At 72.1% G+C, this 25756-nt stretch carries 21 protein-coding genes and 1 pseudogene; 6 read left to right on the top strand and 16 right to left on the bottom strand.

The features are described 5' to 3' along the window. Window positions 1-37: 37 nt before the first annotated feature. Window positions 38-478: a hypothetical protein gene (locus AB0M83_RS20340; protein WP_364519142.1), complete on the top strand. Its 441-nt coding sequence runs from the start codon at window positions 38-40 to the stop codon at window positions 476-478. Here AB0M83_RS20340 and AB0M83_RS20335 read toward each other — a convergent pair. From AB0M83_RS20335 to AB0M83_RS20295, 9 genes are all read right to left on the bottom strand, one after another. Next, window positions 475-2586: a 3-hydroxyacyl-CoA dehydrogenase NAD-binding domain-containing protein gene (locus tag AB0M83_RS20335; RefSeq protein ID WP_364519140.1), complete on the bottom strand. Its 2112-nt coding sequence runs from the start codon at window positions 2584-2586 to the stop codon at window positions 475-477. The genes AB0M83_RS20340 and AB0M83_RS20335 overlap by 4 nt on opposite strands. Then, complete coding sequence (locus tag AB0M83_RS20330; RefSeq protein ID WP_364519262.1) at window positions 2586-3776, bottom strand: thiolase family protein; 1191 nt, start codon at window positions 3774-3776, stop codon at window positions 2586-2588. The genes AB0M83_RS20335 and AB0M83_RS20330 overlap by 1 nt, the downstream gene beginning before the upstream one ends. A gap of 127 nt (window positions 3777-3903) precedes the next feature. Continuing rightward, on the bottom strand, window positions 3904-4533 hold the full coding sequence (locus tag AB0M83_RS20325; protein ID WP_364519138.1) for a DUF998 domain-containing protein: 630 nt from the start codon (window positions 4531-4533) through the stop codon (window positions 3904-3906). A 59-nt stretch (window positions 4534-4592) separates the two neighbouring features. Continuing rightward, the gene (locus tag AB0M83_RS20320; RefSeq protein ID WP_364519136.1) at window positions 4593-5816 is read right to left on the bottom strand and encodes a hypothetical protein; all 1224 of its coding nucleotides are present in this window, start codon (window positions 5814-5816) and stop codon (window positions 4593-4595) included. A gap of 31 nt (window positions 5817-5847) precedes the next feature. Continuing rightward, a complete protein-coding gene (locus AB0M83_RS20315) occupies window positions 5848-7443 on the bottom strand; it encodes an allophanate hydrolase (protein WP_364519134.1) in 1596 nt (531 codons plus the stop codon). Beyond that, window positions 7440-10967: an urea carboxylase gene (gene uca, locus AB0M83_RS20310; protein ID WP_364519133.1), complete on the bottom strand. Its 3528-nt coding sequence runs from the start codon at window positions 10965-10967 to the stop codon at window positions 7440-7442. The genes AB0M83_RS20315 and uca overlap by 4 nt, the downstream gene beginning before the upstream one ends. After that, a complete protein-coding gene (locus AB0M83_RS20305; protein WP_364519131.1) occupies window positions 10964-11599 on the bottom strand; it encodes an urea amidolyase associated protein UAAP2 in 636 nt (211 codons plus the stop codon). The genes uca and AB0M83_RS20305 overlap by 4 nt, the downstream gene beginning before the upstream one ends. Beyond that, window positions 11596-12429: an urea amidolyase associated protein UAAP1 gene (locus AB0M83_RS20300; RefSeq protein WP_364519129.1), complete on the bottom strand. Its 834-nt coding sequence runs from the start codon at window positions 12427-12429 to the stop codon at window positions 11596-11598. Before AB0M83_RS20300 ends, AB0M83_RS20305 begins: the two co-directional genes overlap by 4 nt. After that, window positions 12426-13910, bottom strand: coding sequence for an amino acid permease (locus AB0M83_RS20295; protein WP_364519127.1), 1485 nt, complete (start codon window positions 13908-13910; stop codon window positions 12426-12428). The genes AB0M83_RS20300 and AB0M83_RS20295 overlap by 4 nt, the downstream gene beginning before the upstream one ends. A 179-nt stretch (window positions 13911-14089) precedes the next feature. Between AB0M83_RS20295 and AB0M83_RS20290 the strand changes: the two genes are divergently transcribed. After that, window positions 14090-14755, top strand: a complete 666-nt coding sequence (locus AB0M83_RS20290; protein ID WP_364519125.1) for a helix-turn-helix domain-containing protein — start codon at window positions 14090-14092, stop codon at window positions 14753-14755. Window positions 14756-14793: 38 nt separating this feature from the next. On the opposite strand, the gene AB0M83_RS20285 is transcribed toward AB0M83_RS20290, so the two are convergent. From AB0M83_RS20285 to AB0M83_RS20270, 4 genes are all read right to left on the bottom strand, one after another. Beyond that, window positions 14794-15960: a TIR domain-containing protein gene (locus tag AB0M83_RS20285; RefSeq protein ID WP_364519123.1), complete on the bottom strand. Its 1167-nt coding sequence runs from the start codon at window positions 15958-15960 to the stop codon at window positions 14794-14796. Between the two features lie 125 nt (window positions 15961-16085). After that, the gene (locus AB0M83_RS20280) at window positions 16086-17330 is read right to left on the bottom strand and encodes a ribonuclease D (RefSeq protein WP_364519121.1); all 1245 of its coding nucleotides are present in this window, start codon (window positions 17328-17330) and stop codon (window positions 16086-16088) included. A 68-nt stretch (window positions 17331-17398) separates the two neighbouring features. Then, window positions 17399-18115 (bottom strand): response regulator transcription factor, encoded by a 717-nt coding sequence (locus AB0M83_RS20275; RefSeq protein ID WP_033261886.1) that lies wholly within the window; start codon window positions 18113-18115, stop codon window positions 17399-17401. A 912-nt stretch (window positions 18116-19027) separates the two neighbouring features. Then, window positions 19028-19591 (bottom strand): DUF3000 domain-containing protein, encoded by a 564-nt coding sequence (locus AB0M83_RS20270; protein WP_364519119.1) that lies wholly within the window; start codon window positions 19589-19591, stop codon window positions 19028-19030. An 88-nt stretch (window positions 19592-19679) separates the two neighbouring features. On the opposite strand from AB0M83_RS20270, the gene hemE reads away from it, so the two are divergent. From hemE to AB0M83_RS20250, 4 genes are read left to right on the top strand one after another with little or no spacing between them, the layout of a single operon-like run. Continuing rightward, complete coding sequence (gene hemE / locus AB0M83_RS20265; RefSeq protein ID WP_364519117.1) at window positions 19680-20750, top strand: uroporphyrinogen decarboxylase; 1071 nt, start codon at window positions 19680-19682, stop codon at window positions 20748-20750. Then, on the top strand, window positions 20747-22147 hold the full coding sequence (gene hemG / locus AB0M83_RS20260) for a protoporphyrinogen oxidase (RefSeq protein WP_364519115.1): 1401 nt from the start codon (window positions 20747-20749) through the stop codon (window positions 22145-22147). The genes hemE and hemG overlap by 4 nt, the downstream gene beginning before the upstream one ends. A gap of 56 nt (window positions 22148-22203) precedes the next feature. Beyond that, window positions 22204-22896: a hydrogen peroxide-dependent heme synthase gene (hemQ, locus tag AB0M83_RS20255; RefSeq protein ID WP_364519113.1), complete on the top strand. Its 693-nt coding sequence runs from the start codon at window positions 22204-22206 to the stop codon at window positions 22894-22896. Further along, a complete protein-coding gene (locus tag AB0M83_RS20250) occupies window positions 22896-24239 on the top strand; it encodes a CoA transferase (RefSeq protein ID WP_364519111.1) in 1344 nt (447 codons plus the stop codon). Before hemQ ends, AB0M83_RS20250 begins: the two co-directional genes overlap by 1 nt. A 143-nt stretch (window positions 24240-24382) precedes the next feature. On the opposite strand, the gene AB0M83_RS20245 is transcribed toward AB0M83_RS20250, so the two are convergent. The 3 genes and pseudogenes from AB0M83_RS20245 to AB0M83_RS20235 form a co-directional block, all read right to left on the bottom strand. After that, the gene (locus AB0M83_RS20245) at window positions 24383-24721 is read right to left on the bottom strand and encodes a hypothetical protein (RefSeq protein ID WP_364519109.1); all 339 of its coding nucleotides are present in this window, start codon (window positions 24719-24721) and stop codon (window positions 24383-24385) included. After that, window positions 24718-25518 carry a DUF692 domain-containing protein gene (locus AB0M83_RS20240; protein WP_364519107.1) on the bottom strand — a complete coding sequence of 267 codons (801 nt, stop codon included), beginning with the start codon at window positions 25516-25518 and terminating at the stop codon, window positions 24718-24720. The genes AB0M83_RS20245 and AB0M83_RS20240 overlap by 4 nt, the downstream gene beginning before the upstream one ends. Next, window positions 25511-25756 (bottom strand): annotated as a pseudogene (locus AB0M83_RS20235) (TIGR04222 domain-containing membrane protein); the annotation flags it as partial. The pseudogene AB0M83_RS20235 and the gene AB0M83_RS20240, both read right to left, overlap by 8 nt.

Below are 25756 nucleotides of genomic sequence, written 5' to 3'. Positions count from 1 at the left end.
TCTGCCGCGACCGGTGTCCCCGGAGCCGGGATGTGCTGTGATCGTCGGTGTGGAAGACAAGCCGCTGGTCCGCGTCGTGGCCCCGGTCTTCGCGCTGGCCCTGGCGGCCGGCGTGGGGCTGGCCTTCGGCGTCGCGGCCCTGAAGCGCCCACCCGACCTGCCGGTGGATACGAACCCGGCACCCCTGTCCGGGCACACGCTGTGCGCGGCGGTCGTCGTGGTCTTCCCGACCGATGCCGAGATGCAGGCGGCCGTGCCGTCCTTCCGCGACGACCCCGCGGCCCGGCGGGTCTTCGTGGACCCGCCGTCGATCTCCCTGCTCGCCGTCCCCGGCACCGACCTGACGGCCTGGGCGCAGGACCTGCACGCCCGCTACCGGACCGCCGAGCGGGTGACGGTCATCGACTCCGACCGGGCGGCGGCGCAGCTGGAACTCACCGCGCCACCGCCGAAGTGCCCTCGTGAGGGCGAATACTAGGAAGCCGGGACCGAAGCCACGCCCGGAGCGAGGAACGGCTTGCCGTTCACCCGCTCGGACACACCGGAGCGGTCCAGGTACGGCGTGATGCCGCCGTTCCAGAACGGCCAGCCCGCGCCGAGGAGCAGGCACAGGTCGATGTCCTGCGCCTCCGCGACCACGCCCTCGTCGAGCATGATCCGGATCTCCTCGGCGATCGCCGCGAGCGCGCGCTCACGCACCTGCTCCGAAGTGGACGGCCGGTCGCCCTGCGTCCACAGCTCGACGACCTCGGGGTCGGGCGACTGGTTGCCCTGGGAATCCCAGACCCAGACGCCCTTCTTGCCCGCCTTGACGAACTTCGCGAGGTTCTCGGACACGGTGAACCGGTCCGGGAACGCCTCGTGCAGCGTCTCGCCGACGTGCAGCGCGATGGCCGGGCCGACGAGCTGCATCAGCGTCAGCGGGGTCATCGGCAGGCCGAGCGGCTCGAGCGCCCGGTCGGCGACCTCGAACGGCGTGCCTTCGTCGACGGTGACCAGCACTTCGCCGAGGAAGCGCAGCAGAAGCCGGTTGACGACGAACGCCGACGCGTCCTTCACCAGCACGCTGGACTTCTTCAGCTGCTTGCCGACCGAGAACGCCGTCGCCAGGGACGCGTCGTCGGTCTGCTCGCCGCGGACGATCTCCAGCAGCGGCAGCACGGCGACCGGGTTGAAGAAGTGGAAGCCGACCACCCGCTCGGGGTGCTGCAGCTTCGACGCCATCGCGGTGATCGACAGCGACGAGGTGTTCGTCGCGAGGATCGCCTCGGGCTTGACGTGCTGCTCCAGCTCGGCGAACACCTGCTGCTTGACGCCCAGCTCCTCGAAGACGGCCTCGATGACGAAGTCGGCGTCGGCGAACGCGGCCTTGTCGAGCGAGCCGGAGACCAGCGCCTTGAGCCGGTTGGCGCCGTCCGGGGAGACGCGCTTCTTGGCCAGGAGCTTGTCGATCTCGGCGTGGACGTAGCCGACGCCCTTGTCGACGCGCTCCTGGTCGACGTCGGTCAGCACGACCGGCACCTTGAGGCGGCGCACGAACAGCAGCGCGAGCTGGCTGGCCATCAGGCCGGCGCCGACGATGCCGACCTTGTTCACCTTGCGTGCCAGGGACTTGTCCGGCGCGCCGGCCGGGCGCTTGGCGCGCTTGTTGACCAGGTTGAACGAGTACAGCCCGGCGCGCAGGACGTCGGACATGAGCAACTCGGCGAGGCCGTCGGTCTCGGCCGCGTAACCCCGGTCGAGATCGTTCTCGCGGGCCAGCTCCAGCAGCTCGACGGCCTTGGTGGCGCCCGGCGACGCACCGTGCGTGCGCCCGTCCACAATGGACTTGGCGCGGGCGACGGCGGCGTCCCAGCCCGATCCGCGGTCGATCTCGCGGCGCTCCGGGACGATCTCGCCGTTGACGACCTTGGCCAGCCACAGCAACGACTGCTCGAGGTAGTCGGCGGAGCCGAAGACCGCGTCGACGATGCCGAGCTCGGCCGTCTGCTTGACGTTGAGCATCTTGTTCTGCGCCAGGGCGTTCTCGATGATCACCGTGACGGCGGCGTCCGCGCCGATGAGGTTCGGCAGCAGCTGCGTGCCGCCCCAGCCCGGGAACAGGCCGAGGAAGACCTCGGGGAACGCGATCGCGGCGGTGTTCTCGGAGAGCGTCCGGTAGTGGCAGGACAGCGCGAGCTCGAGCCCGCCGCCCATGACCGCGCCGTTGATGAACCCGAACGTCGGGATCTTCGTCTCGGTGAGGCGGCGGAACACGTCGTGGCCGGTCTGGGCGATTTCGCGCGCCAGCTTCGGGTCGCTCACGGACTCGACGCCGGACAGGTCCGCGCCGACGGCGAAGATGAACGGCTTGCCGGTGACGGCGATCGCGGCCGGCTCGGCCTCGAACGCTTTGTCGACAGCCGCGTTCAGGGAAACGAGTCCCTGGGGGCCGAACGTGTTGGGCCGGGTGTGGTCGTGGCCGTTGTCGAGCGTGATGAGCGCGACGGGCTTCTCGAGCCCGGGCACCTTCACCAGCCGCGTCACGGCGTGCGTGACGACCTCGTCGGGGAAGGCGGCCTTCGCTTCTTCAGCGGTGAACGTCATTACTTGGCCCCCTCGAACGCCGGGTTCTCCCAGATCACGGTGCCGCCCATGCCGATGCCGATGCACATCGTCGTCATGCCGTACCGGACGTCGGGCCGCTCGGCGAACTGGCGGGCCAGCTGCGTCATGAGCCGGACGCCGGACGAGGCCAGCGGGTGCCCGCACGCGATCGCGCCGCCCCACTGGTTGACGCGCGGGTCGTCGTCGGCGATGCCGAAGTGGTCGAGGAAGGCCAGCACCTGCACGGCGAAGGCCTCGTTGATCTCGAACAGGCCGATGTCGTCGATGGACAGGCCGGTGCGCTTGAACAGCTTCTCGGTGGCCGGCACCGGGCCGATGCCCATGACCTCCGGCTCGACGCCGGCGAAGGAGTAGCCGACCAGCCGCATGGCGACGGGCAGGCCCAGCTCGCGGGCGGTGTCCTCGTCGGCCAGGATCGAGGCGGTGGCGCCGTCGTTGAGGCCGGCCGCGTTGCCCGCGGTGATCCGGCCGTGCGGGCGGAACGGCGTCTTCAGGTTCGCGAGGGTTTCCAGCGTGGTGCCGGGCCGCGGCGGCTCGTCCTCGGTCGCGAGACCCCAGCCGAGTTCCTTCGACCGGGTGGCGACGGGGACCAGCTCGGGGCCGATCTTGCCGGTCTTGACGGCTTCGGCGTACTTCTCCTGGCTGCGCGCGGCGTAGGTGTCGGTGCGCAGCTTGGTGATCGCGGGGAACCGGTCGTGCAGGTTCTCGGCGGTCTGGCCCATGACGAGCGCGGTCGGGTCGACGAGCTTGTCGGCGATGATCCGCGGGTTCGGGTCGACGCCCTCGCCCATCGGGTGGCGGCCCATGTGCTCGACGCCGCCGGCGATGGCGATGTCGTAGGCGCCGAAACCGATGCCGGACGCGGTGGTCGTGACGGCGGTCATCGCGCCGGCGCACATCCGGTCGATGGCGAAGCCGGGGACCGACTTCGGCAGCCCGGCGAGCAGCGCGGCGGTGCGGCCGATGGTCAGGCCCTGGTCGCCGATCTGGGTGGTGGCGGCGATGGCCACCTCGTCGACGCGCTCGGGCGGCAGCTCCGGGTGCCGCCGCAGCAGCTCACGGATGGCGTTGACGACGAGGTCGTCGGCGCGGGTCCCGGCGTAGATGCCCTTGTCGCCGGCCTTGCCGAAGGGGGTCCGTACCCCCTCGACGAAGGCGACGGTGCGCACGCCCCGCGCGGTCGGCGCGAGCGGCGTTGCTGGTGCGGCCACGAATGCTCCATGAAGTAGACGGTGATAGCCGCACGATAGCCCTTGTTACCCGCCGGTAACCAGTGGTGTGGCCCGGTCGAGTGGGCTACGGCACACTCTTGGGCTCCATCGTCCGTCCCTTCACCAGCCACGCGACGCCGAACGCCTCCACGGCGACGGCCTCCAGCCACAACGCCGGGTGCAGCTCCGGCACGAGCCGGAGGTAGCTCGTCAGCGCGATGAGCACCAGGCAGGCGAGGATCGCGCCGCCGCAGACGCGGTAGACGACGCTCGTGCCCGGGGACTGCTCGCCGTCGTGCGGGAACAGCCGCAGGCAGAAGTAGGCGAGGGAGAGGAAGAACACGGCCGCGAAGGCGAGGTGCAGGACCCCGGAGGTCCGGTCCCAAGCCGACACGTCGTGGTCGGGGGTGGTCGGGAACAGCGCGAGCCCGATCGCCCCGAGCCCGGCGACGGTGCTCGCGACGTTGTCGACGTAGTCGTGGCCGTAGTAGGCGAGCAGGAACACTCCGGCCGCGCACATCGCGCCGACCAGGACGTCACGCAGGTCGGTGTAGTAGTACCCGCTGAGCGAGCCGATGAGGTCGCCGCCCTGCACGAGCTGCTTGCCGAGGATGAGCACGAACGGCAGCGCGAGGCCGATCAGCCCGATGGCGCGTCGCAGGAACAGGTACGAGTGGACGAGCGTGGTCTGGGGGGATTTCGTCGCCGTGGTCATGGCCGCCTCCGGGGTCTCACCGAGGTCATCGGCGGACTCCTGCCCCGGAATGAGCGTTGTTATCCGACGGCGGCCCAGATCCTCAGCTGATCGTTACGGAGTTCGGCGAACGCGCCGTCGTGGTGGGCGATGGGGTGGAACCCGGAGGCGATGCCGACACGGGCGCCTTCGGCCGGGTCCCAGACCTCGAGCCCGGCTTCGGCGGCGACGTACAGCAGGCCGTCGTGGGCCCACATCCGCCCCTTCGGGCCGGTGAAGGATCCGGTCTGGCGCCCGGTCGCGGCGTCGCGCAGCTCGATGCCGCAGACGGGCGGGTCGGCACTTTGCAGGGCCACGGTGTTTTCGTCGAGCCAGGCGATCGGGGTGTCCCAGGTGTCGCCGCGATCGGCGAGGTGGCGTCCGTGTTCGGGGGCGTGCCGGTCGCCCGCGAGCCACGCCGCGCAGTCGATGATCAGCGGGATGCCCACCGGGTGCCAGGCCCAGCCGTCGGTGAGCAGCGCACGGCCGGACGGGCTGGGTAGCAGGGCACCGAAGTAGTAGTCGAGGTAGTGCTCGGGATTGTCCTCGCGGGTGGTGGGGCGCTCGGTCAGCAGGCGGCCGGTGGCCGCGTCGAAGACGTCGAGCCGGTTCGAGTCGGTGGCCGCGACGAACCTGTCCCCGTCGAGGAAGGCGAACGGGAAGCGGGTCCACTCGTTGTCGTCCCAGTCCCGGTCGAGGTCGAGCACGGTGACCCACTCCGCCAGGTCTACGACGGTGCCGTACTGCCCGTAGTCCGAGACGATCGCCGCGAACCGCCCGTCGCGCGAAGCGTGCAGCACGGGGCCGCGAGGTCGGTCCGGCCCGTCGTTCCGCTCGACGTCACGCTCCTCGGGGAGCACGACCGGCCCGAGAAGCCACTGGTCCTCGTGGTCGATCCGGACGAAACCCGCTTCGGTGAGCGCGAGCCAGCCGTCCGGCACCGGCACGAGGCACCGGTCGTTCAGCGGCGTTATCGAGCAGGGACGCGTCGTCCAGATTCCGGCGTGCTCCCGGTCCCGCAGCAGAACCTCGGGCGAGCCGCGCAAGCCGAGGTGCGCCAGGCGCTCGGCGCGGTCGAAGCAGCCGACGCAGGCGTCGAGCAGTTCCGGTGCCTCGGCATCGGCGCAGTCCGGGCACCGCAGGTCGAAGTCGGTCTTGATCCCGGTGAGCACGCGGAAGCACGCGGGTCCGTTGTCGGTGGTGAGGTGGGCGCAGACGCGCGCCCCGGCGGCCGGAGCGAGATGGCCGCACGCAAGAACTTTCACCACTTCAGTGTGGACCGGCGGCGCAACCCGTTTACCGGACGCCGAGGTGGGCCAGCCAGCCGCCCTTCGCCGAGATGTCTTCCGCTCCCTCCGTGGCCGCGGGTTCGCACAGGAAGCCGGACACTGACGAGCCGTCGGCCAGCTCCACCTTCCCGATCGCCAGCGGGGCCGGGATCCGGGACACGAACTCCCCGAAGCCGCGCACCGGCAGATCCCACACCTCCGCCGCGATCGCGACGCCGCCGGACGCGACCCGCACCAGACCCGGCTTCGGCGGCACCGTGTCCAGCGCGTACAGCCGGTAGGACGCCGCCGTGGAAACCGAAGAGACGAACCGGCCGCCGCGGGAGGTCAGCTCGTGGTTCAGCGGCTGACCACGCAGGTGCGCGCCGACCACCACAATCGGGATCCGCTCGCCGCGAAGGCTTGCCAGCGCCGCCAGTTTCAGGTCGTCGTGCGGAGCACCCACCAGCATCACGCCGAACGGGCGCCCGGCCACCGTGCCTGCCGGGACCGCCAGTGCCGACAGCCCGAACAGGTTGGTGGAATTGGTGAACCGGCCCAGTCGCGCGTTGACCGCGACCGGGTCGGCCGCTACCTCAGTGAGAGCAGGGTGCTCGGTCGTCGTCGGGGTCAGGAGCGCGTCGACGCCGGCCAGGACCGCGAGGGCCTCGGCGCGCAGCCGGGCCACGGTCCGCCGATCGGCGAACAGCCGGTGCGCCGGGATGTCGCGGGCGCCGGTGATGATGCCGTGCACCACCGGGTCGCAGTCGTCCGGGTGCCGCTCCAGGAACTCACCGACGGCGGTGTACCGCTCGGCGACGAACGCGCCGCCGTACAGCAGCTGCGCCGCTTCCAGGAAAGCCGACATGTCCACAGTGGTCACTTCGGCGCCGGCCGCGGCGTACTCCGCGACCGTGGCCTCGAACGCCTCCGCCCAGCCATCGGCCAAGGGGCCCAGCTCGGCCGGGACGCCGATCCGGAACCGTCCCGGGTGGACCTGTGCGGGCTCGGCCAGGCAGGTCAGGGCGAACGACGCCTCCTCCACCGTCCGCGCGAACAGCGACACGCAGTCGATGCTCGCGCAGGCGGGCACGACGCCCTCGGTCGGCAACAGCCCGGGCGTCGGCTTGAGCCCGACGATCCCGTTGTACGCCGCGGGCACCCGCCCGGAACCCGCGGTGTCGGTGCCCAGCGCCAGGTCGACGATGCCCAGCGCCACGGCCACCGCCGAACCCGAGCTGGAGCCGCCCGACACAAAGGCCGGGTCCACGGCGTTGCGCACCGCCCCGTACGGGCTGCGCGTCCCGACCAGCCCGGTCGCGAACTGGTCGAGGTTGGTCGTGCCGAGCACCAGCGCCCCGGCCGCCCGCAGCCGCGCGACGACCGGCGCGTCCGCCTCGGGCTTGTACGCGTAAGCCGGGCAGCCCGCCGTGGTCGGCAACCCCGCGACGTCGATGTTGCCCTTGACCGCGACGAGCTTGCCGTAGAGCGGCAGTCCACGCTCTTCCAGCGCGGCGGCCTCGGCCAGCACCTCGGCCTCCGGCCGCAGGTCGATCCAGATCTCCGGCCGGTCCACCTGCTCGATCCGCCGGTACGCGGCATGAACTCGTTCCAGGACGCTCATCCGAGCACCACCAGCGGCGTGCCGGGGGCGACCTGATCACCGGGGGACACCAGCACCTCGACCACCTCACCGCTCGCCGGCGCGGGGATCCGCGCCTCCGTCTTCATCGCTTCCAAGGTCACCAGCGACTGCGTGTCCTCCACGCGCTCGCCCGCCGTGACGTCCACCCGCCACACCGTCGCCGCGAACGGCGCCTCGACGACGTGACCACCCGGCGGCGCCTCGACCCGCTTCGGCGGCCTCGCCACCGGTTCCGGCTTCGGGTCGAACTCGCCCGCCGCGGCCCACGCGCGCCGTTCCGCCTCGAACGCCGCCGCCTGCGTCGCCCGGAACCCGGCGATGCCCTCCGCGTTGTCGGCGAGGAACCGCTGGTACTCGGCCAGCTTGAAGGTGCCGTCGGTGGTGTCGAGGGCCAGCCGCCCGGACGCGCTCTGCGCCCGCAGGTCGAGCAGTTCGTCCGCGGACACGGGGTACCAGGAGATCCGGTCGAAGAACCGCAGGCACCACGGCTGTTCCCCGCCGTGCCAGCTGTTCCACACCTGCACGGTCCGGCCGACGAACTGGTAACCGCCGGGCCCCTCCATGCCGTAGATGCAGAGGTACGCGCCGCCGATGCCGACGGAGTTCTCCGCGGTCCACGTCCGGGCCGGGTTGTACTTCGTCGTCACCAGCCGGTGGCGCGGGTCCAGCGGCGTCGCCACCGGCGCGCCCAGGTAGACGTCGCCGAGGCCGAGCACCAGGTACTCCGCGTCGAACACCGTCCGGTAGACGTCGTCCACACTGGACAGTCCGTTGACCCGCCGGATGAACTCGATGTTCCACGGGCACCACGGCGCGTCGTCGCGCACCCCGGTCATGTACCGCTCGATCGCCTCGCGCGTCGCCGGGTCGTCCCACGACAGCGGCAGCCGGACGCTGCGGCTCGGCACTTCGAGGGCGTGCGTCGGCGGCAGGTCGCGCTCCAGCTCCCGGACCAGGCCGAGCGCCTTGCCGACCGGCAGCGCGTCCGGGTCGACGTGCACCTGCAGCGACCGGATGCCCGGGGTGAGGTCGACGATCCCCGGCATGCCCTCGGCCGCGAGCCGTTCTCCGAGCGCGTGCACCCGCATCCGCAGGGCCAGGTCGAGCTTCATCTCGCCGTATTCGACGAGCAGGTTGTCGTCCCCGCCGCGCCGGTAGGTGACGGACGGCTCGTCGCCCTCGGACGCTTGCCGTCCCAGGACACCGCCGTCGTGCCGGGCGTTCCTGGTGGACGTCACGACGGTGGCCGGCCGCCGCCGCAGCGTCGCGGCGTGGTCGGGGTCGATCGGCACGAACCGCACGGTGTCGCCCGGGCGCAGCTGCCCGAGCTTCCACCGTTCGCCGGTGGCGACCGTCGCCGGGCAGACGAACCCGCCCAGGCTCGGCCCGTCCGGGCCGAGCAGGATCGGCAGGTCACCGGTGTAGTCGACGGCGCCGATCGCGTACGGCGTGTCGTGGATGTTCGACGGGTGCAGGCCCGCCTCGCCGCCGTCGGCCCGGGCCCACCGCGGCCGCGGCCCGACGAGCCGGACGCCGGTGCGGGCGGAGTTGAAGTGCACCTGCCAGTCGGTGGCGTAGAACGTGTCGACGTCTTCGGGGGTGAAGAACTCCGGCGCCGCGTGCGGTCCTTCGAGCGCGCCGATCGTCCAGTGCGACCCGAAGTCCGGACGGTCGCCGACCGGGCCGAGCACCGGGTCCGCGGGGGCGGGTCCGGTGCGCAGGACGTCGCCCACGGCCAGCGCGCGGCCGCCGTGCCCGCCGAACTTGCCCAGGGTGAACGTCGCCGCGCTGCCGAGGAACGCCGGGACGTCGACGCCGCCGCGGACGAGCACGTAGCTGCGCAGCCCGGCGGTGCACGCGCGGACGTCGAGGGTGGCCCCGGCGGGCACCTCGACCGGTGTCCACGAGGGAACGTCGGTGCCGTCGACGAGGACCGTCGCCGGCGCGCCGGTGACGCACACCTGTGTGGCGTGGGAGAACCGCAGCGTCACGCCGTCCACGGTGCACTCCAGGCCGGGCGCGCCTTCGGGGTTGCCGAGCGCGAGGTTGCCCAGCCGCAGCGAGCGGTCGTCCATCGGCCCGCTCGGCGGCACCCCGACGTGCCAGAAGCCGGTGCGGCCCGGCCAGTCCTGCACGGTCGTCATCGTCCCGCCGCGCACGACGTCGACGCGGGGTTCGGCGTCTTCGATTGCGTCCAAAGTGGACGTGTCGTGGGCGGCCACGCCGAACGCCGCGGCGGCGGCCGCCGCCCGCAGCTGCCCGAGGTTGGTGCGCACACCGTCGACCCGGGTCACGGCGAGCGCCTCCCGCAGGTGCGCAAGTGCGTCGTCGCGGTCGGTGCCGGTGCAGATCACCTTGGCCAGCAACGGGTCGTAGTGGGTCGTCACGGACGTGCCCGGTTCGACCCAGGTGTCCACGCGCGCAGCCGGGGGCAGGGTGACCCGCGTGACGAGCCCCGCGCTCGGCCGGTGCCCGGCACTGGGGTCTTCGGCGTACACCCGCGCTTCCACGGCGTGCCCGCGCGCGACCGGCACCGCGCGGAACATCGCGCGGTCGCCCTGCGCGAGCCGGAGCATCCAGGCGACGAGGTCGACGCCGTAGACCGCCTCGGTGACCGGGTGCTCGACCTGCAGCCGGGTGTTGACCTCGAGGAACGCGGCCTCTTCGCGCTCGGGGTCGTAGACGTACTCGACCGTGCCCGCCGAGCGGTAGCGCACCGACGAGCACAGCGCGACGGCCGAGTCGACGAGCTGCTTCCGGATCGCGTCCGGCAGGTCCGGCGCCGGGCACTCCTCGACGACCTTCTGGTTGCGCCGCTGCAGGGAACAGTCGCGGGTGCCCAGCGCGAGGACCTCGCCGAAGCCGTCGCCGAACACCTGGACCTCGACGTGGCGGGCGCGGCGCACCAGCCGCTCCAGGAACACCCCGGTGTTCGCGAAGCTCTTGGCCGCGACGCTGCGGACGCTGTCCCACGCCTCGCGCAGCTCCCCGGGGGCCGCGCAGGCGCGCATGCCGATCCCGCCGCCGCCCCCGGTCGCCTTGAGCATCACCGGGTAGCCGATGTCCTCCGCGCGCGCCAGTGCCTCGTCCACATCGGACAGCAGGCCGGTGCCGGCCAGCAGCGGCACCCCGGCCGCGATCGCCGCCTCGCGCGCGGTGTGCTTGCTGCCGAACACCTCCAGGTGCCCGGGCGAGGGCCCGGCGAACGCGAGCCCGGCGTCCTCGCACGCTCGCGCGAACGCCGCGTCCTCGGACAGGAACCCGTAACCGGGGTGGACCGCGTCGCAGCTGGTGGCGAGCGCGGCCTCGACGATCGCGCCGGCCCGCAGGTAGCTTTCCGCGGCGGGTGCCGGGCCGAGCCGCACGGCCCGGTCGGCGAGCCGCACGTGCGGGGCGAGGTGGTCGGCGTCGGAGTACACGGCGACGGTCTCGAGGCCCAGCTCCCGGGCGGTGCGCAGGATCCGGACGGCGATCTCGCCGCGGTTGGCGACGAGCAGCCTCACTCGCCGCCTCCGGAGGACGTCACGACCATGCGGACCGGCGTCGGGTCGAACCCGTTGCAGGGGTTGTTGATCTGCGGGCAGTTCGACACGAGCACGAGGACGTCGGTTTCGGCGCGCAGCCGGACCTCGAGGCCGGGCGCGGAGATCCCGTCGACGATGCCGAGGGTGCCGTCCTCTTCGACCGGCACGTTCATGTACCAGTTGACGTTGCTGACCAGATCGCGCTTGCCCAGCCCCCACTTCGCGCCTTCGCTGAGGAAGTTCTCGACGCAGGCGTGCTGGAAGCGGGTGTGCTGGCCGTAGCGGAGGCTGTTGGACTCCTTGCTGCACGCGCCGCCGAGCGTGTCGTGGCGCCCGCACGTGTCGGCGACGACGGTCAGCAGCGGCGCGCCCTCCTGCGTGCGCAGGACGCTGCCCGTGGTCAGGAAGATGTTCCGTTGCGCGGCGATCGTCGCCGCCGCGCTGTAGCGCTTGGCCGTGTCGTTCGCGTCGTAGCAGAGGAAGTCGACGGCCTGGTTGCCACCGAGGTCGATGATCGCCAGCTCGCTGCCCCGCTTCAGCACGGTGGAGAACGGTGCCCGCGCCGGGACGTCGAACGTCGACTGCAGCTGCGACTGGTACGCCGTGCTCATGCGATCCCCCGGGCGGTGAGGTAGTCGGCGGTGTTCTCGAAGGCCCGCTGTGCCTCCGGCGAGTGCGTCCACTCCGGACTGTCCGGAGTGGACGGGGTGGCGCGCCAGGCGAGCACTTCGAGGTTCGTCACGGTGTAGTCCGGCCGTGGGTCGACCGGGTGGGCGACGTTGGCGATGAGCACGATCGCCGGGATCTCGATCCGGAGCTCGACGGCCCGGCCCGCGCCCGCGGACCCGGTGAAGTCCAGGCCGCCGCCGGGCTGGACGCGCACGCCCTGGAAGAACGACAGGCTCGGCGGCAGGTCCCGTGGCTCGAGGCCGTTCTTGGCCGCCGCCAAGGTGAACAGCGGCAGCCCGGCGGGGGAGGGGCCCTGCGGGGCACCGTCGCCGTAGCGCTCGGTGTTGCCGTCCACTGTGGACGTCCCGCAGAGGGCGTCGTGCCGTCCGCTCGAGTCCGCGACGATCGTCGCGAGCACCCGCGCCTGGTCCGACAGCAGCGCCACCTTCGCGCCGAGGTAGGCGTTCCACTGCACCTTCACCGTGTCCGCGACGTTCAGCCGTTCCCACGGCTGATCGGCGTTGAACAGCAGCAGGTGCGCGCAGGCGTCGCCGTCGACGTCGGTCAGCCGCAGCCGCGTGCCCCGGGCGAGCACCTTGTGCGTGTAGCCGCCCCCGGCCACCGTTTCGGCCCAGGTCAGCGCGTCGGGCGCGACGTCGGGCGGTGGTGCCGGCCACGTGCTCGCCGGGATCGACGGCATCGTTTCGACCACGGTGCCGGCCTGGGCGCGGGCGTGGTCGCGGGCGCCGTGGGTGGTGGCGGTGGTGCTCATGGACGTCCTCTCTCGAGCGCGGGTTCGAGGGCGGGGGCGGGACGCGGGCGCGGCCGGCAGAGCCAGCCGAGCAGCAGTGCGCCGCCGACGAACTCTATCGGGAACAAGAGCATCCAGGGGGCGCCCGAACCGGTCACGTCGTAGATCTCCGCGCGCGGCCAAGCGATGTTCACGATCATGGCGGCGCCGTAGAGGACGGCCGCTCCGTTCACCGGAACAGCCCAGCGGCCGAGGGAGAACAACCCGGGCTCGGCGAGGAAGCGCCCGCGCAGCCGGTTCACCAGCAAGGGTCCGGTGACCAGCAGGTACGCCAGGTAGACGACCACCACCGACGTCCCGGTGATCGTGCTGAACAGCGTCGGGTTGCCGAAGTTGAGCAGCAGCAGCCCGATCGCGAGCCCGCCGGACACCAGGGCGGGCGCGACCGGGGTGCCCGTGCGCGAACTCACCGACGAAAGTCGGGTGGCCGCGGGGAGCGCGCCGTCGCGGGCCATCGCGTAGATCAGCCGGACGGTGCCGGTCTGGATGGTGAGGGTGCAGACGACCACGGCGATTGCGACGTCGGCGAGGAAGACCCGGCCGAGGGTGTCGCCGAAGACGGCGGTGATCACGTACGGCAGGCCGCGGCCGGCGAGCTGCCCGTCGGTGAGGCTCGGCGCCGCCATCAGCGCGGTGAGCACGACGGCCAGCCCGCCGATCCCGGACACGAGCACCGCGCGCAGCACCGCGCGCGGAGCGGCCCTTCGCGCGTTCTTCGTCTCCTCCGCGACCGAGGCGGCGGTGTCGAAGCCGTAGAGGACGTACGCCGCCATGAGCGCCGAGGCGAGCACGCCGCCGAGCCCGGCGCTCGTGCCGGGAGCGTCGTGCAGCACCACCTGCGGCCCGCGGACCGCGAACAGGGCGAGCCCGGCGACGAGGACGACGACGCCGAGCAGTTCGGCCGCGACGCCGACGTCGTTGATCCGCGCGATCAGCCGCACGCCGCCGGCGTTGACCGCGGTGGTGAAGACGAGCAGCGCGGTGCCGAGCAGGACGGCGTTGGCCGCGCCCGACGGCGACGTCACCGCGGGGTCGCCGCCGACGAGCTGGAAGCCGTCCCACACCGAGGGCAGCACGATCTGCAGCGCGATCGCCGCGGCCGCGAGCGCGACGACGCAGCCGAGCAGCATCATCCAGCCGGCGAGCCAGCCGAGGAAGCCCCGGGTGAGCTGTTTCGCCCACTGGTACACGGATCCGGCGAGCGGGAAGCGCGCGGCGAGCTCGGCGAAGGTCAGGGCCACGAGCAGCTGACCCGCGAGCACGACCGGCCACGTCCAGAAGAAGAGCGGGCCGCCGAAGGTGTAGCCGAAGCCGAAGAGCTGGAAGACGGTCGTGAGGATCGAGACGAACGAAAACCCGGCGGCGAAGGCGGAAAACCCGCCCAGCGACCGGCGAAGCTCCTGGCGGTAACCGAAGGCGGTGAGTTCGTCGGGTGGGGACATGGGCGCTCCTGACCTGGTTTCGATCGCTTGACAGAAACTAGGTTCCGGGCACGTCGTGATGATCTCCGGCGCGTTAGCGGCTCGTTAACGGCCACGCCGACCGCACGTCAACAGCGACTTGCGGCGGTAACCGCCCCTCGGTGCGGGTGCCCGCGGCGCGGACCTGGCAAGATCACGGCGTGGTCAAAGGGGCGGGGGTCGGCAGGCCCAGGGCGAGCGGCGCGGCGGCGAACCGGCCGGACGCGCGGCTGGCCGTGCTCGACGCGGCGGGCGAGCTGTTCACCGGAGCCGGCTACGCGGCGACGACGACCCGGGCGATCGCCGAGCGCGCGGGGCTGCGCCAGGCGTCGCTCTACTACCACTTCCCGGCCAAGGAAGACATCCTCGCGGCCCTGCTGGCCGAGACGGTCCGCCCGTCCCTGGACCTGGCCGCGCGGTTGGTCGCGGACTCGTCCCCGGCGGCGGTCCGGCTGTGGGCGCTGGCCTACGCGGACATCCGCCTCCTCGGCGGCGCCCGCCACAACCTGGGCGCGCTGTACCTGCTGCCGGAGGTGGCGTCCCCCAACCTGGCCCGCTTCCGCGCCGAGCGCGCGGACCTGAAGGCGGCGTACGGGCAGCTGGTGGCGGCTTCCGGAGTCGCACCCCCGGCGGTGAGCATCCGGACGGACCTGGTGTTCGGCCTGGTGGAGAGCATCGCGGTGATCCGCCGGGACGATCCGGCGCTCGACGTCGAGGCCCACGTGCGCGAGGGGGCCGACGGAGTGGTCCGCCTGGCGGGCCTGCCGGAGCCGACGGACGACCTGCGCGCCGAGGCCCACACCCTGCTGACGACGCTCACCGGCTGAAGGGACCTTCGGCTCACCAGTTCCGCTGAAGGTGCCCTTCAGCGCGCCTGGACCGGGGGCGGCCCGCCGACCTGGGCGGGGCAGCCGGCCAGCAGGTTGCTGATGATCCGGGAGAGCTCGCGCATCGTGCGCATCCCCAGCTGGATCGACTGGGCACCGACACGCAGCGGCCGGATCGCCGCGCGCAGGGGTGCGTTGATCGCTTCGAGGGGCCGGACCCGGGTGAGGAACTCGGTGATCCGGGCTTCCAGCTCCATCAGGCCGTTCAGCATCTCGACGAACTCGTCGTACTCCCGGCGGGCCCGGTCCAGCAGCTCCGGCGTCATGTGCGAGTCCATCAGGCGCATGTACGAGCGGATCGTGGAGTCGGTTTCGGCGACGGTGGCTTCGAAGTCGGTGCCGACCTGCTGGATGGTGACCGCCGGCGGCCTGATGGTGTCGGCCGCCCGGACGACCCGTGCCTTGAGGGCTTCGGGTGTCATCCCGGCGACCTCCCCGGTCACCTGGCGCATTTCCTCCGCCAATTCGTCCAGCGAGTGGCTGATCGCGTCGAGCTGCCGTTCCAGGAGCTCGCCGATCTTCGTGAGGTTTTCCTTGTATTCCTGGAGGCCGGGCCCGTCCTCTTCCGGCACGAAACCGTCGAGGAGGAGCTGGTCGCAGTTCTTCAGCTTTTCCAGCGCGGCTTCCGCGGAGCGGATGGCCAGGATCAGCTTGTCCGCGACCACGGCCATGGTCCGCCGCCACTCGGCGGTCCCGGAACCGGCGAGCACGGCGTCCTTGATGTCGACGTACTGCAGCTTCTCGATGATCCGGATGTTGGCGTCGTCGCTCTGCCCGGTGATGAGCTCGTGCCCCAGGACGATCAGCGGCAGGATCAGCTGCGTCAGCCCGAGCTCGTTCGCTTTGGCGTAGAACGCGGTGAGCTCTTCGCGGCAGGCGCCGCTCTCGTAGAAGTAGTTCATCGAAATGACCGGGATGAACACCATCGCGGCGTTGATGCCGTCCTGGATCTTGGTCCGCCAGTCCTCGCCCCAGCCGATGCTCTCGCGGTCCACGAACACTTCGATCTTGCGCCCGTGCGCCGAGGCGCAGAACTTCTCCAGCGAATTCTTCAGGGGCGTAACGAAATTGAGGAAACTGTCGTCTTCATGGGTGAAACTGAGGAAGCACTGGACAGCGGGCTGATCGGCCAGGAAATCGGTCATCGGTACCTTCGGCGGCGTCGCGGCGTTTTCCGGCGCAGCCTAGAGCAGGCGGGGGACCGAGTCCGGGCGGTTCCGGTGAGTGCTCCGGAAATGTCCCGGATCTGTCCGCTCGCAAGCCCCCGGGATCAGGAAGCCGTGGTCTGGAGGGCCTTGCTCAACGCCGTGGCCGTCAACCCGATCTGCCACGGCCGCGCGCCGCCCGCGCGGAGGACCGCGGCCACCGACTCCTCGTCCGTCTCCGCCGGGGGACGCCAGCACGTGCGGCGCACCAGATCCGGCAGCAGGAGGTTCTCCACCGGCAGCCGCCGGTCCTCCGCGATCGCCGTCAGCGCCGTGCGCGCGGCCGACAGCCGGGCCGCCGCGTCCGGGTCCTTGTCCGCCCAGCGGTTCACCGGGGGCGGGCCGTCCGTCGGCTGGGACGGGGACGGCAGTTCGGAAGCCGGGAGCGCGCGAGCCGCCTGCAGGTGCCGGAGCCAGCTCGCCGTGTACTTGCGCTGGACCCGGCCGCTGAACACCGGCAGCGCCTGGAGCTCCTCGACCGTCTTCGGGTCGGCCGTCACCGCGTTGATGATCGCGCTGTCCGGCAGGATCCGGCTCGGCGCGCGGTCGCGTTTGCGGGCCAGCTCGTCACGCGCCTGCCACAGCTCGCGGACCGCCGCCAGACCGCGCGGGTTGCGGATCTTGTGCACGCCGGACGTCCGGCGCCACGGCTCCGCCCGCGGACCCGGGGGCGGAGCCGTGCGCACGAATTCGAACTCCTGCTGCGCCCACTCCAGCTTGCCCTGGGCGCCCAGCTCCGCCTCCAGCTTTTCGCGCAGCTGGATGAGCAGCTCGACGTCGAGGGCCGCGTAGTTGAGCCAGTCGACCGGCAGCGGCCGCTTCGACCAGTCGGCCGCGCTGTGCCCCTTCTCGAGGGTGTAGCCCAGCAGCAGCTCGACGAGGGTCCCCAGCGCGACGCGCTCGTAACCCGCCAGCCGGCCGGCCAGTTCGGTGTCGAACAGCGCCGCCGGGTGCAGGTCCAGCTCGGCGAGGCAGGGGAGGTCCTGGGAGGCGGCGTGCAGCACCCACTCCAGGGAGTTGAGGACGTTCTTCAGCGGGGTGAGGTCGTCCAGCTCGGTCGGGTCGATCAGGACCGTGCCGGAACCCTCGCGCCGCAGCTGGACGAGGTAGGCCTTGGGCCAGTACCGGTAGCCGGACGCGCGTTCGGTGTCGACGGCGACGGCGCCGGTGCCCGCGGCGAGGCGTGCACAGGCTTCGAGCAGCGCGGCTCGATCGGTGACCACCGGGGGTGTGCCCTCGACGGGCTCGCGTAGCAGCACAGGGCCGCCCGTGGACTCGATCTCCATCCCGGTGGCCTCTGCACTTCCCATAACCGACGACCCTACGGGACGGGCGTACCGCGCCTGGTCCGCCCGCCCCGCAGGGCTGTTCGCCTGTGTCAGCGGATCACGCCGGCCCGCATGGCCAGCGCCACCATCTGAGCCCGGTCGCCCGTGCCGAGCTTGCGCCCGATCCGGGACAGGTGGGACTTGACGGTGAGAGCGGAGAGCGAAAGCTCCTCGCCGATCTCCTTGTTGGATTGCCCGTCGGCGACCAGCTGGAGCACCTCCACCTCACGAGCGGAGAGCTCGCGCGGGGTGTTGTCGGTGCCCGCGACGCGGGTCCCGGTGGCCAGCACCGGAGCCACGCTCGGGTCGGCGTAGACGCCGCCCTCGAGCACACGCCGCACGCCATCGGTCACGACGACCGGCGACGCGGACTTCAGCAGGTACGCCTGGGCCCCGGCCTGGAAGGCCGAGCGGACCGCGTACGGGTCGTCCGAGGATGCGAGTACGACCACGCGCGGCCAGCCGTGGCTACGGAGTTCCGTAACCAGCTCGATGCCGCTGCCGTCCGGCAGTCCGAGATCGAGGATCGCCAGGTCACAAGGCCCAGTGGCCTGTGCTCGCGCCCTCGCCTCGGCCACCGTGGCGGCCTCGTGGACGGTCCCCGCACCCATCTGTGCGAGTCTTGCTGCGATTGCCTCCCTCAACAGCGGGTGGTCGTCGACCACCAGTACCGAAAAAAGCTCTTCCCGCGGGTGCGGAACCATGCTCGCCGGCAATGCACCGGCTGGCGTGGATCGGACGGCCTGAGAAATGCCGACGGTAGCCACGTCACTACCTCCCTGGAGTCGGTCGTGCCCCCCGACCGGCACCGGGACCTTCGGCCGTTCAGCCGCGCCAGCTTTAGACCGAAAGTGGTGTCGTCGAAGGCACTGTAGCCGCCCTGAGGCCGTTGCGGGGGGATCGAATGGGTATCTATCTCAAACGAACAGTCACTCAGTGGGTTCGGAGTAACACGATCGGGCTAGTACACGGCCGGTTGCTAACGGATAGCCCAGCGAACACGATGCTAAGAAGTTACCGGCGCCCAAATGGCCGTGCAGATGAGGCGTGCAGCTGCCGGTGCGCGTAGTGGCGAGGGGCCGGATGGGGGTCCCGGCGGCCCGGAATGTGCCTCCGGCCGGGACATGATCATCAGTGCGGAACGGGTTCCGCGAGCCTCTACAAGGCCGGAACGGTGACTGTCCGTGGCCATTGGCGGTGATCTCCGGGCCGTTCGCCGGGAATTGATCTTGTAGCGGTGCGTGACCGCGCGGCGTCCACGAACGGGGGTGCCGGCGAAGACGTGAAATCGCCTCAGGAACGTCGAGGTGCGCGACCGGATCGGATTGCCTTCGCCGGCACGTTCCGCCCGCCGGAGGCGCGCTGAGAGGGCCGACCGGGTGTTCCCGTTGGTTTGGACGGCGTTCTACGGACGTGAAATTTGCTCACATCCGTACAAGTGGACGGCTCCGGCGCCGGCTGGGGTGTGGGGCTGTTACCGAGCCGTTGCCGACGATCGCCCGGACGGCCGCAGAGCCGGGGCCCCGAACGTCATGAACGACCCATTCAGGACGCCGCACGCGGTGAACGACCCTTTCCTGACGTCGCTGTCGGGGGTTTGGCCGAAGTTGCCCGGCTTGGCTGCCGGGGCGCCGGTGCGCGGTGAACGACTGACGTCGGCAGCCGTCTCGGGCCGGGATTCAGGAGCTCTGGCGCTGTCCGAACATCGTCACGCCGACCGGCGGCAACCCGACGACACTGGCCATGACCTGGCAGAACGCCTGCCCGTGCGGCAGCAGCCCGGCGTCCGTCGGCGTCCACGACGCCCGCAGCTCCAGGTCGTCCGTCCGCGCTGGGCCGGAGATGTCGCCGAAGCGGGCCGACGACGTCTCCGTCACCGTGCCGCCCAGCGCCGTCCAGCTCGCGCCCGACACCTCCAGGGCATCGGTCAGCCACGACCAGCCGACCGCCGGCAGGAACGGATCCGCCGCCAGTTCCCGGTCCAGCTCCGCACGCACGTACATGACCAGCCGCAGCACGCCGTCCCAGCCCTCTTGGCCTTCGGGGTCGTGCAGCAGGACGAGCCGGCCCGAAGCCAATACGTCCGCGGGCCCGGCCACCTCGCAGCTGACCGCGTACGACCACGGCGCGAGCCGCTGCGGCGCCCGCATCGGCTCCAGCAGCACCTCCCGGCGGGGCCGGACCGACTGCAGCGCCACAACTGCTTCACGGAAGAGTTCGGGCACTGGCGTCATCGCGGTCACGCTTCGACTTTAGGGCGGACACGCCCCGTTGCGGGCGCAGGCGCGCCGAGAGAAGAGCCCCACCGGGCTCGTGGCACGATTGACGGCGATGTCTCCGACCACGCCCCTGCCGCAGCGAGCCGTTCCGTCCGGCCGCCGCGAGCTGCCCGAAGCCCCGTTCCTGGCCGCCGCGCGCGGCGAACGCCCGGCCCGCACGCCGGTCTGGTTCATGCGCCAGGCCGGCCGCTCGCTGCCCGAGTACCGCGCGCTGCGCGAGGGCGTTCCGATGCTCGACGCCTGTTTCGACCCCGAGATGCTCGCCGAGATCACGCTGCAGCCGGTGCGCCGGCACGACGTCGACGCGGCCATCCTCTTCAGCGACATCGTCGTGCCGCTCAAGGCCGCCGGGGTCGACATCGACATCGTCCCCGGCACCGGCCCGGTGGTCGAAGCGCCGGTGCGCGACCTCGCCGCCGTGAAGGCGCTGCCGGAGCTCGAGCCGGACCAGGTCGCCCAGGTCGCCGACGGCGTCGGGCTGCTGGTCGAGCGGCTCGGCGGGACGCCGCTGATCGGCTTCGCCGGCGCACCGTTCACCCTGGCCAGCTACCTCATCGAGGGCGGTCCGAGCCGCAACCACGAGCACACCAAGGCGCTGATGCACTCGGAGCCGGCGCTGTGGCACGAGCTGGCCGGCCGCCTGGCCGACACCGCGCTGACGTTCCTGCGCGCCCAGCTCGACGCCGGCGTCGACGCGATCCAGCTGTTCGACTCCTGGGCGGGCGCGCTGTCGGAGCGGGACTACCGCGAGTTCGTGCTGCCGCACTCGGCGAAGGTCCTCGACGGCGTCGCCGCGTACGGCGTGCCGCGGATCCACTTCGGCGTCGGCACCGGCGAGCTCCTCGGCGCCATGCGCGACGCGGGCGCGGACGTCGTCGGCGTCGACTGGCGCATCCCCCTGGACGAAGCGGTGCGGCGCCTCGGCGGGCGTGCCGTGGTGCAGGGCAATCTCGACCCGGCGCTGCTGCACGCGTCCTGGCCGGTCCTCGAAGCCGAGGTCCGCCGGATCGTCGAAGAGGGCAAGGCGGCCGACGGCCACATCTTCAACCTCGGCCACGGCGTGCTGCCGGGCGTCGACCCCGACGTGCTGACCCGCGTCGTCGGGCTGGTGCACGAGCTGTGAAGCGCGTCGCGGTCGTCGGCGGCGGTGTTTCCGGGCTGACCGCGGCGTACCGGTTGCGGCGGCTGCTCGGCGACGACGCCGAGATCGTCGTGTTCGAGAAGACGAAGACACCGGGCGGGAAGCTGCGTACGGCCGAGCTGGCCGGCGTCCCGTACGACGTCGGCGCCGAGGCCTTCCTCGTCCGCCGTCCCGAGATGCTCGGGCTGGCCCGCGAGCTGGGGCTCGACGTCGTGCACCCGACGAAGGCGCGCGCGAAGATCCACGCCGGTGGCGCGGTGACCGGCCTGCCGCCGGGCACCGTCATGGGTGTTCCGGCGTCGGCGGAGTCGGTGGCCGGGGTGCTGTCGGAGGCGGGGCGGCGGGCCGTCGAGGCCGAGCCGTCGCTGCCCGCGCTGCGGCTGCCGGGCGGTGACCTTCCCCTCGGGCCGCTGCTGCGCGAGCGGTTCGGCGACGAGCTGGTCGACCGGCTCGTCGACCCGCTGCTCGGCGGCGTCTACGCGGGCGGTGCGGACGGCCTCGGCCTGCGCGCGACCATGCCCGGCCTGGCCGCGGCGGTGGCCGCGGGCGCCGGTTCGCTGACCGCGGCGGCCCAGGCGCAACTACCGGCGAACCCGTCGTCGGCGCCGGTGTTCGGCACCGTGCCCGGTGGCCTGGGCACGCTGGTCGACCGGCTCACCGAGCTGTCCGGCGCCGAGCTGCGGACCGGGCTGCCGGTCTGCGAAATCGACCGCCACGGCACCGGCTGGCGGCTCCGGATCGGCGCGAACCCCACCGCGCACGCGCCCGCGGACAACACGGTCGAGGCCGACGCGGTGGTGCTCGCGGTGCCCGCGCCCTCGGCCCGGCGGCTGCTGGCCGACCTGGTGCCCGCGGCTTCGGCGGCGTTCGGCGAGGTCGAGCTGGCGTCGATGGCCGTGGTGGCGCTGGCGCTGCCGCCCGGCACGCGGCTGCCCGACGCCTCGGGGATCCTCATCGGCCAGGGCGAACGGGACGCTTCGGGCGTGCCGTACGCGGCGAAGGCGTTCACGTTCTCTTCGCGGAAGTGGGCGCACTTCGGCACCGGCCCGGTGCTGGTCCGCGGCTCGGTCGGGCGCTTCGGCGAGCTGGGCGCGCTGCAGGCGGACGACGTCGAGCTGGTCCGCGTGGTCCGCGACGACCTGGCGCGGCTGACGGGCGTGACGGCGGCGCCGATCGAGACTCTGGTGACGCGCTGGGGTGGCGGCCTGCCGCAGTACGGCACGGGCCACCTCGAGCGCGTGGAGCGGATCGAGAAGGCGATCGCCGGGGTGCCGGGGCTCGCGGTGGCGGGCGCGACCCTGCACGGCGTCGGGCTGCCGGCGTGCGTGGCCACGGCCGAAGCGGCGGCCCAGCGGATCGCCGCGCACCTCTCTTCGTGAGTGCTCTCACCTGACCCGTGGCAGCGGCCGCGTCGCCGCGGTGACAGGATGGAAGCATGGCGCGGGTCAACTACAACGAGCTCAACGACACCATCCGCTACACCACCTGGTCGGTCTTCCGGATCGAGCCCGGGCGGCTGGGCGAGGACCGCGGGACGGCCGGTCGCGAGACGACCGAGTACCTCGACGGCCTGGAGGCGAAGGGTGTCGTCGTCCGCGGTGTCTACGACCTTTCCGGCCTGCGCGCCGACGCCGACTTCATGATCTGGTGGCACGCCGAGGAGATCGAGCAGGTCCAGGCGGCCTACTCCGGCTTCCGCCGCACGCCGCTCGGCCGCGCGTCGACGCCGGTCTGGAGCCAGACGGCGCTGCACCGGCCCGCGGAGTTCAACAAGAGCCACATCCCGGCGTTCCTCGCCGGCGAAGAGGCGCGCAAGTTCATCTGCGTCTACCCGTTCGTGCGCTCCTACGAGTGGTACCTGCTGCCGGACGCCGACCGTCGCAAGATGCTCGCCGACCACGGCAAGGAAGCCCGCGACTACCCGGACGTGCGCGCCAACACCGTCGCGTCGTTCGCGCTGGGCGACTACGAGTGGATCCTGGCCTTCGAGGCCGACGAGCTGCACCGGATCGTCGACCTGATGCGCCACCTGCGCGGCACCGAGGCGCGGCTGCACGTGCGCGAGGAGATCCCGTTCTACACCGGCACGCGCGTGCCGCCCGCCGAGCTCGTCGCGGCCCTGCCCTAGTGCGCGAGATCCTGGACGGCGTCTGGCACACCCTCACCGGGGAGACGCCGGGACCGGTCGAGCTGACCGGCGCCGAAGACGTGCTGCCCGGCCCGTACCGGGTGGCGGCCGCCGCGACGGCCTCCGTCGCGGCGGCGACCCTGGCGGCCGGCGAAATGCTGAAGCTGCGCGAAATCGACCCCGGCGTCGTCACGGCCGACACGCGGCACGCGGCGGCGGCTTTCGCGAGCGAAGGGTTCTCGCGCGTCGAGGGCGCTTCGCCGGAGTCGGTGTGGGCGCCGCTGTCGGGCAACTACCGCACGGCCGACGGCTGGGTGCGCCTGCACTGCAACTACCCGCGCCACGAAGCGGCGGTGTGCTGGGGGCTCGGCGTGCCGGGGACGCGCGAGGCCGTCGAAAAGGCGGTCGCCGGACGCGGCGCACGCGAGGTCGAGCACGCCGTCGTGTCGGCCGGGGGAGCGGCGGCCCAGCTGCGCTCGCCCGAGGACTGGGCCGCGCACCCGCAGGGTTCGGCGGTGGCTTCGCTGCCGTTGGTGGACTTGGCGCCGATCGGCGAAGCGCCGAAGCGGACGTTGTTCTACTCGGACCGTCCGCTGGGCGGTATCCGGATCCTGGAGCTGACGCACGTGCTGGCCGGCCCGGTGGCCGGCCGGGTCCTGGCCGCGCACGGCGCCGACGTGCTGCACGTCGGCGCGGCGCACCTGCCGCGCGTCGAGACGCTGGTGCGTGACACCGGCCAGGGCAAGCGTTCGACGTTCGTGGCACTGGACACCGAGGGCGGCCGCGCGCGGCTGAAGAAGCTGATCAGCCGGGCGGACGTGCTGGTGCAGTCGTTCCGCCCGGGCGCGCTGTCCCGCATCGGCTTCGGGCCCGCGGAGCTGGCCGAACTGCGGCCGGGCCTGGTGATCGCCGACTTGAGCGCGTACGGCTGGGAAGGCCCCTGGGCCCGGCGGCGCGGGTTCGACAGCCTGGTCCAGATGTCGAACGGCATCGCTTGGGACGGTTCGGGCGACCCCGCGCCGTTGCCGGTCCAGGCCCTGGACCACGGAACGGGCTGGCTCGCGGCGGCAGCGGTGATGACGGCATTGCACCGCCAGGTAACCGACGGCGGCACGTGGCGGGTCCGACTTTCGCTGGCGGGAACGGGCCGGTGGCTGGATTCGTTGGGCCGCAAGGATCCTGCTGGTGCGGACGTCGAGTTCGGTGACTTGCTGGAGGACGTGGACAGCGGTTACGGCCGGCTGACGCGGGTCCGGATGGCGGGCGGGTTGCCGGGCGCGGAGCCACATTGGGACTTCGGGACGCGGGTGCCGGGTGTCGACAAACCGACTTGGACTCCCTGACGCAGGCGGGTTCTGACGCAGCCTTGCCGGGGTGTGGACAAGCGGCGGAGGCGGGCGGGAAGCGATGCCGTGAATGACTCATTCACCTCGTCCGACGCCATGAATGAGTCATTCAAGACATCCAGGCACCCACCGCGGCGACCTCAGCGGCGCCGAAGGCGGGAAACCAACCCCCGCTTGGGCTTCGGCAAGTGCCCTTCCGCGATCAACCACGTCACGAAAGCATCCGCGTAAGCCCCCGACCGCTCGGTATCCCGCTTGGGCCGCGAAGCGTTGAACTCCGCGAACAACGGCCCGAACCGCTCCCCAAGCGCCTCCGCCAGCTCAGGCCGCTGATAAGCCAGCACCCGCCCATGCTTGCGGCGCAACACGTCCGCCTCCACGCGAAGCCGCGAAGCGTCGAAACCCGCCGGCGCCGGCCCGTCAGCCAGCAATGCCCGGAGCAACGAGGCCTGCTGGGCCGCCAAATCCGCGCGGCTCACACCGTCACCGCCGCGCGCAACGCTGCCAGCTCCGCCGCCAGCTCGTCGTCGGCCGGGTAGTCGTCGTCGCGTTCCAGCAGCACTCCCGGTGGGTCCGTCCGGCGGCGCAGCTCGGTCAGCAGCGCCAGGACCTCCGGCAGCACCGGGTGCGCGTGGGTGTCGTGGTAGACGCCGTCGCGCTCGATGCCGCCCGCCATGTGCACGTACGCCAGCCGCTCCCACGGGATGCCGTCGAGGAACGCCGCCGGGTCCGTGCCGATGTTGCGGGCGTTGGCGTAGAGGTTCGCGACGTCGATGATCAGCCGGCAGTCCGTCCGCTCGGTCAGCTCGGTGAGGAACTGCTCTTCGGTCAGCTCCGCGCCGGGCCAGTCCAGCACCGCCGCGATGTTCTCCAGCGCGAACGGGACGTCCACGATGGACTGCGCGAGCCGGACGTTGGCCACCAGCACGTCCAGCGCCTCACGGGTGCGGGGGAGCGGCATCAGGTGACCCGAGTCGAGCCCGCCCGCGCGCACGAAGCACACGTGGTCGCTGACCAGCGGCGCGTCCAGGGCCCGCGCGATCTCCGCGAGGTGCTGGACGCGCCCGGTGTCGAGCGGTTCCGCTCCGCCCAACGACAAGGACACGGCGTGCGGCAGCACCGGCATGCCCCGCTTGCGCAGCGCGTCCAGCGTCTCCGGGAGGTGGTCGGCGTGCAGGTTCTCGGCGACCACCTCCACCCAGTCGACGCCGGGCAGGCGGGCGATGGACAGGTCGAGCTCGTGCCGCCAGCCGATCCCGATGCCGAGCTCACCCACCGCAGCCACCTCCGCCGCACGACGAGCCGCCGCCGCAGGAAGAGCCGCTGCTGCACGACGACGAACTCGAGCAGGACGACCCGCCCGACGACCCGCCGCCGCCGGCGGAGCCCGCCGTCGGCATCAGGGCCGTGCTCAGCTCTTCGTCGGGGTAGTGCGCCATGCCGCCGAGGGCGACCGCGGCCGCGGCGCCGCCGAGCAGCACGCCGCCCGCCAGCATCCCGGCCGGCACCGGCCC

This window comes from Amycolatopsis sp. NPDC051106, assembly GCF_040682775.1.
Lineage (GTDB): Bacteria > Actinomycetota > Actinomycetes > Mycobacteriales > Pseudonocardiaceae > Amycolatopsis.
The sequence above is the reverse complement of the archived record's forward strand: the minus strand, read 5'-3'. Positions and strand labels throughout refer to the sequence as shown.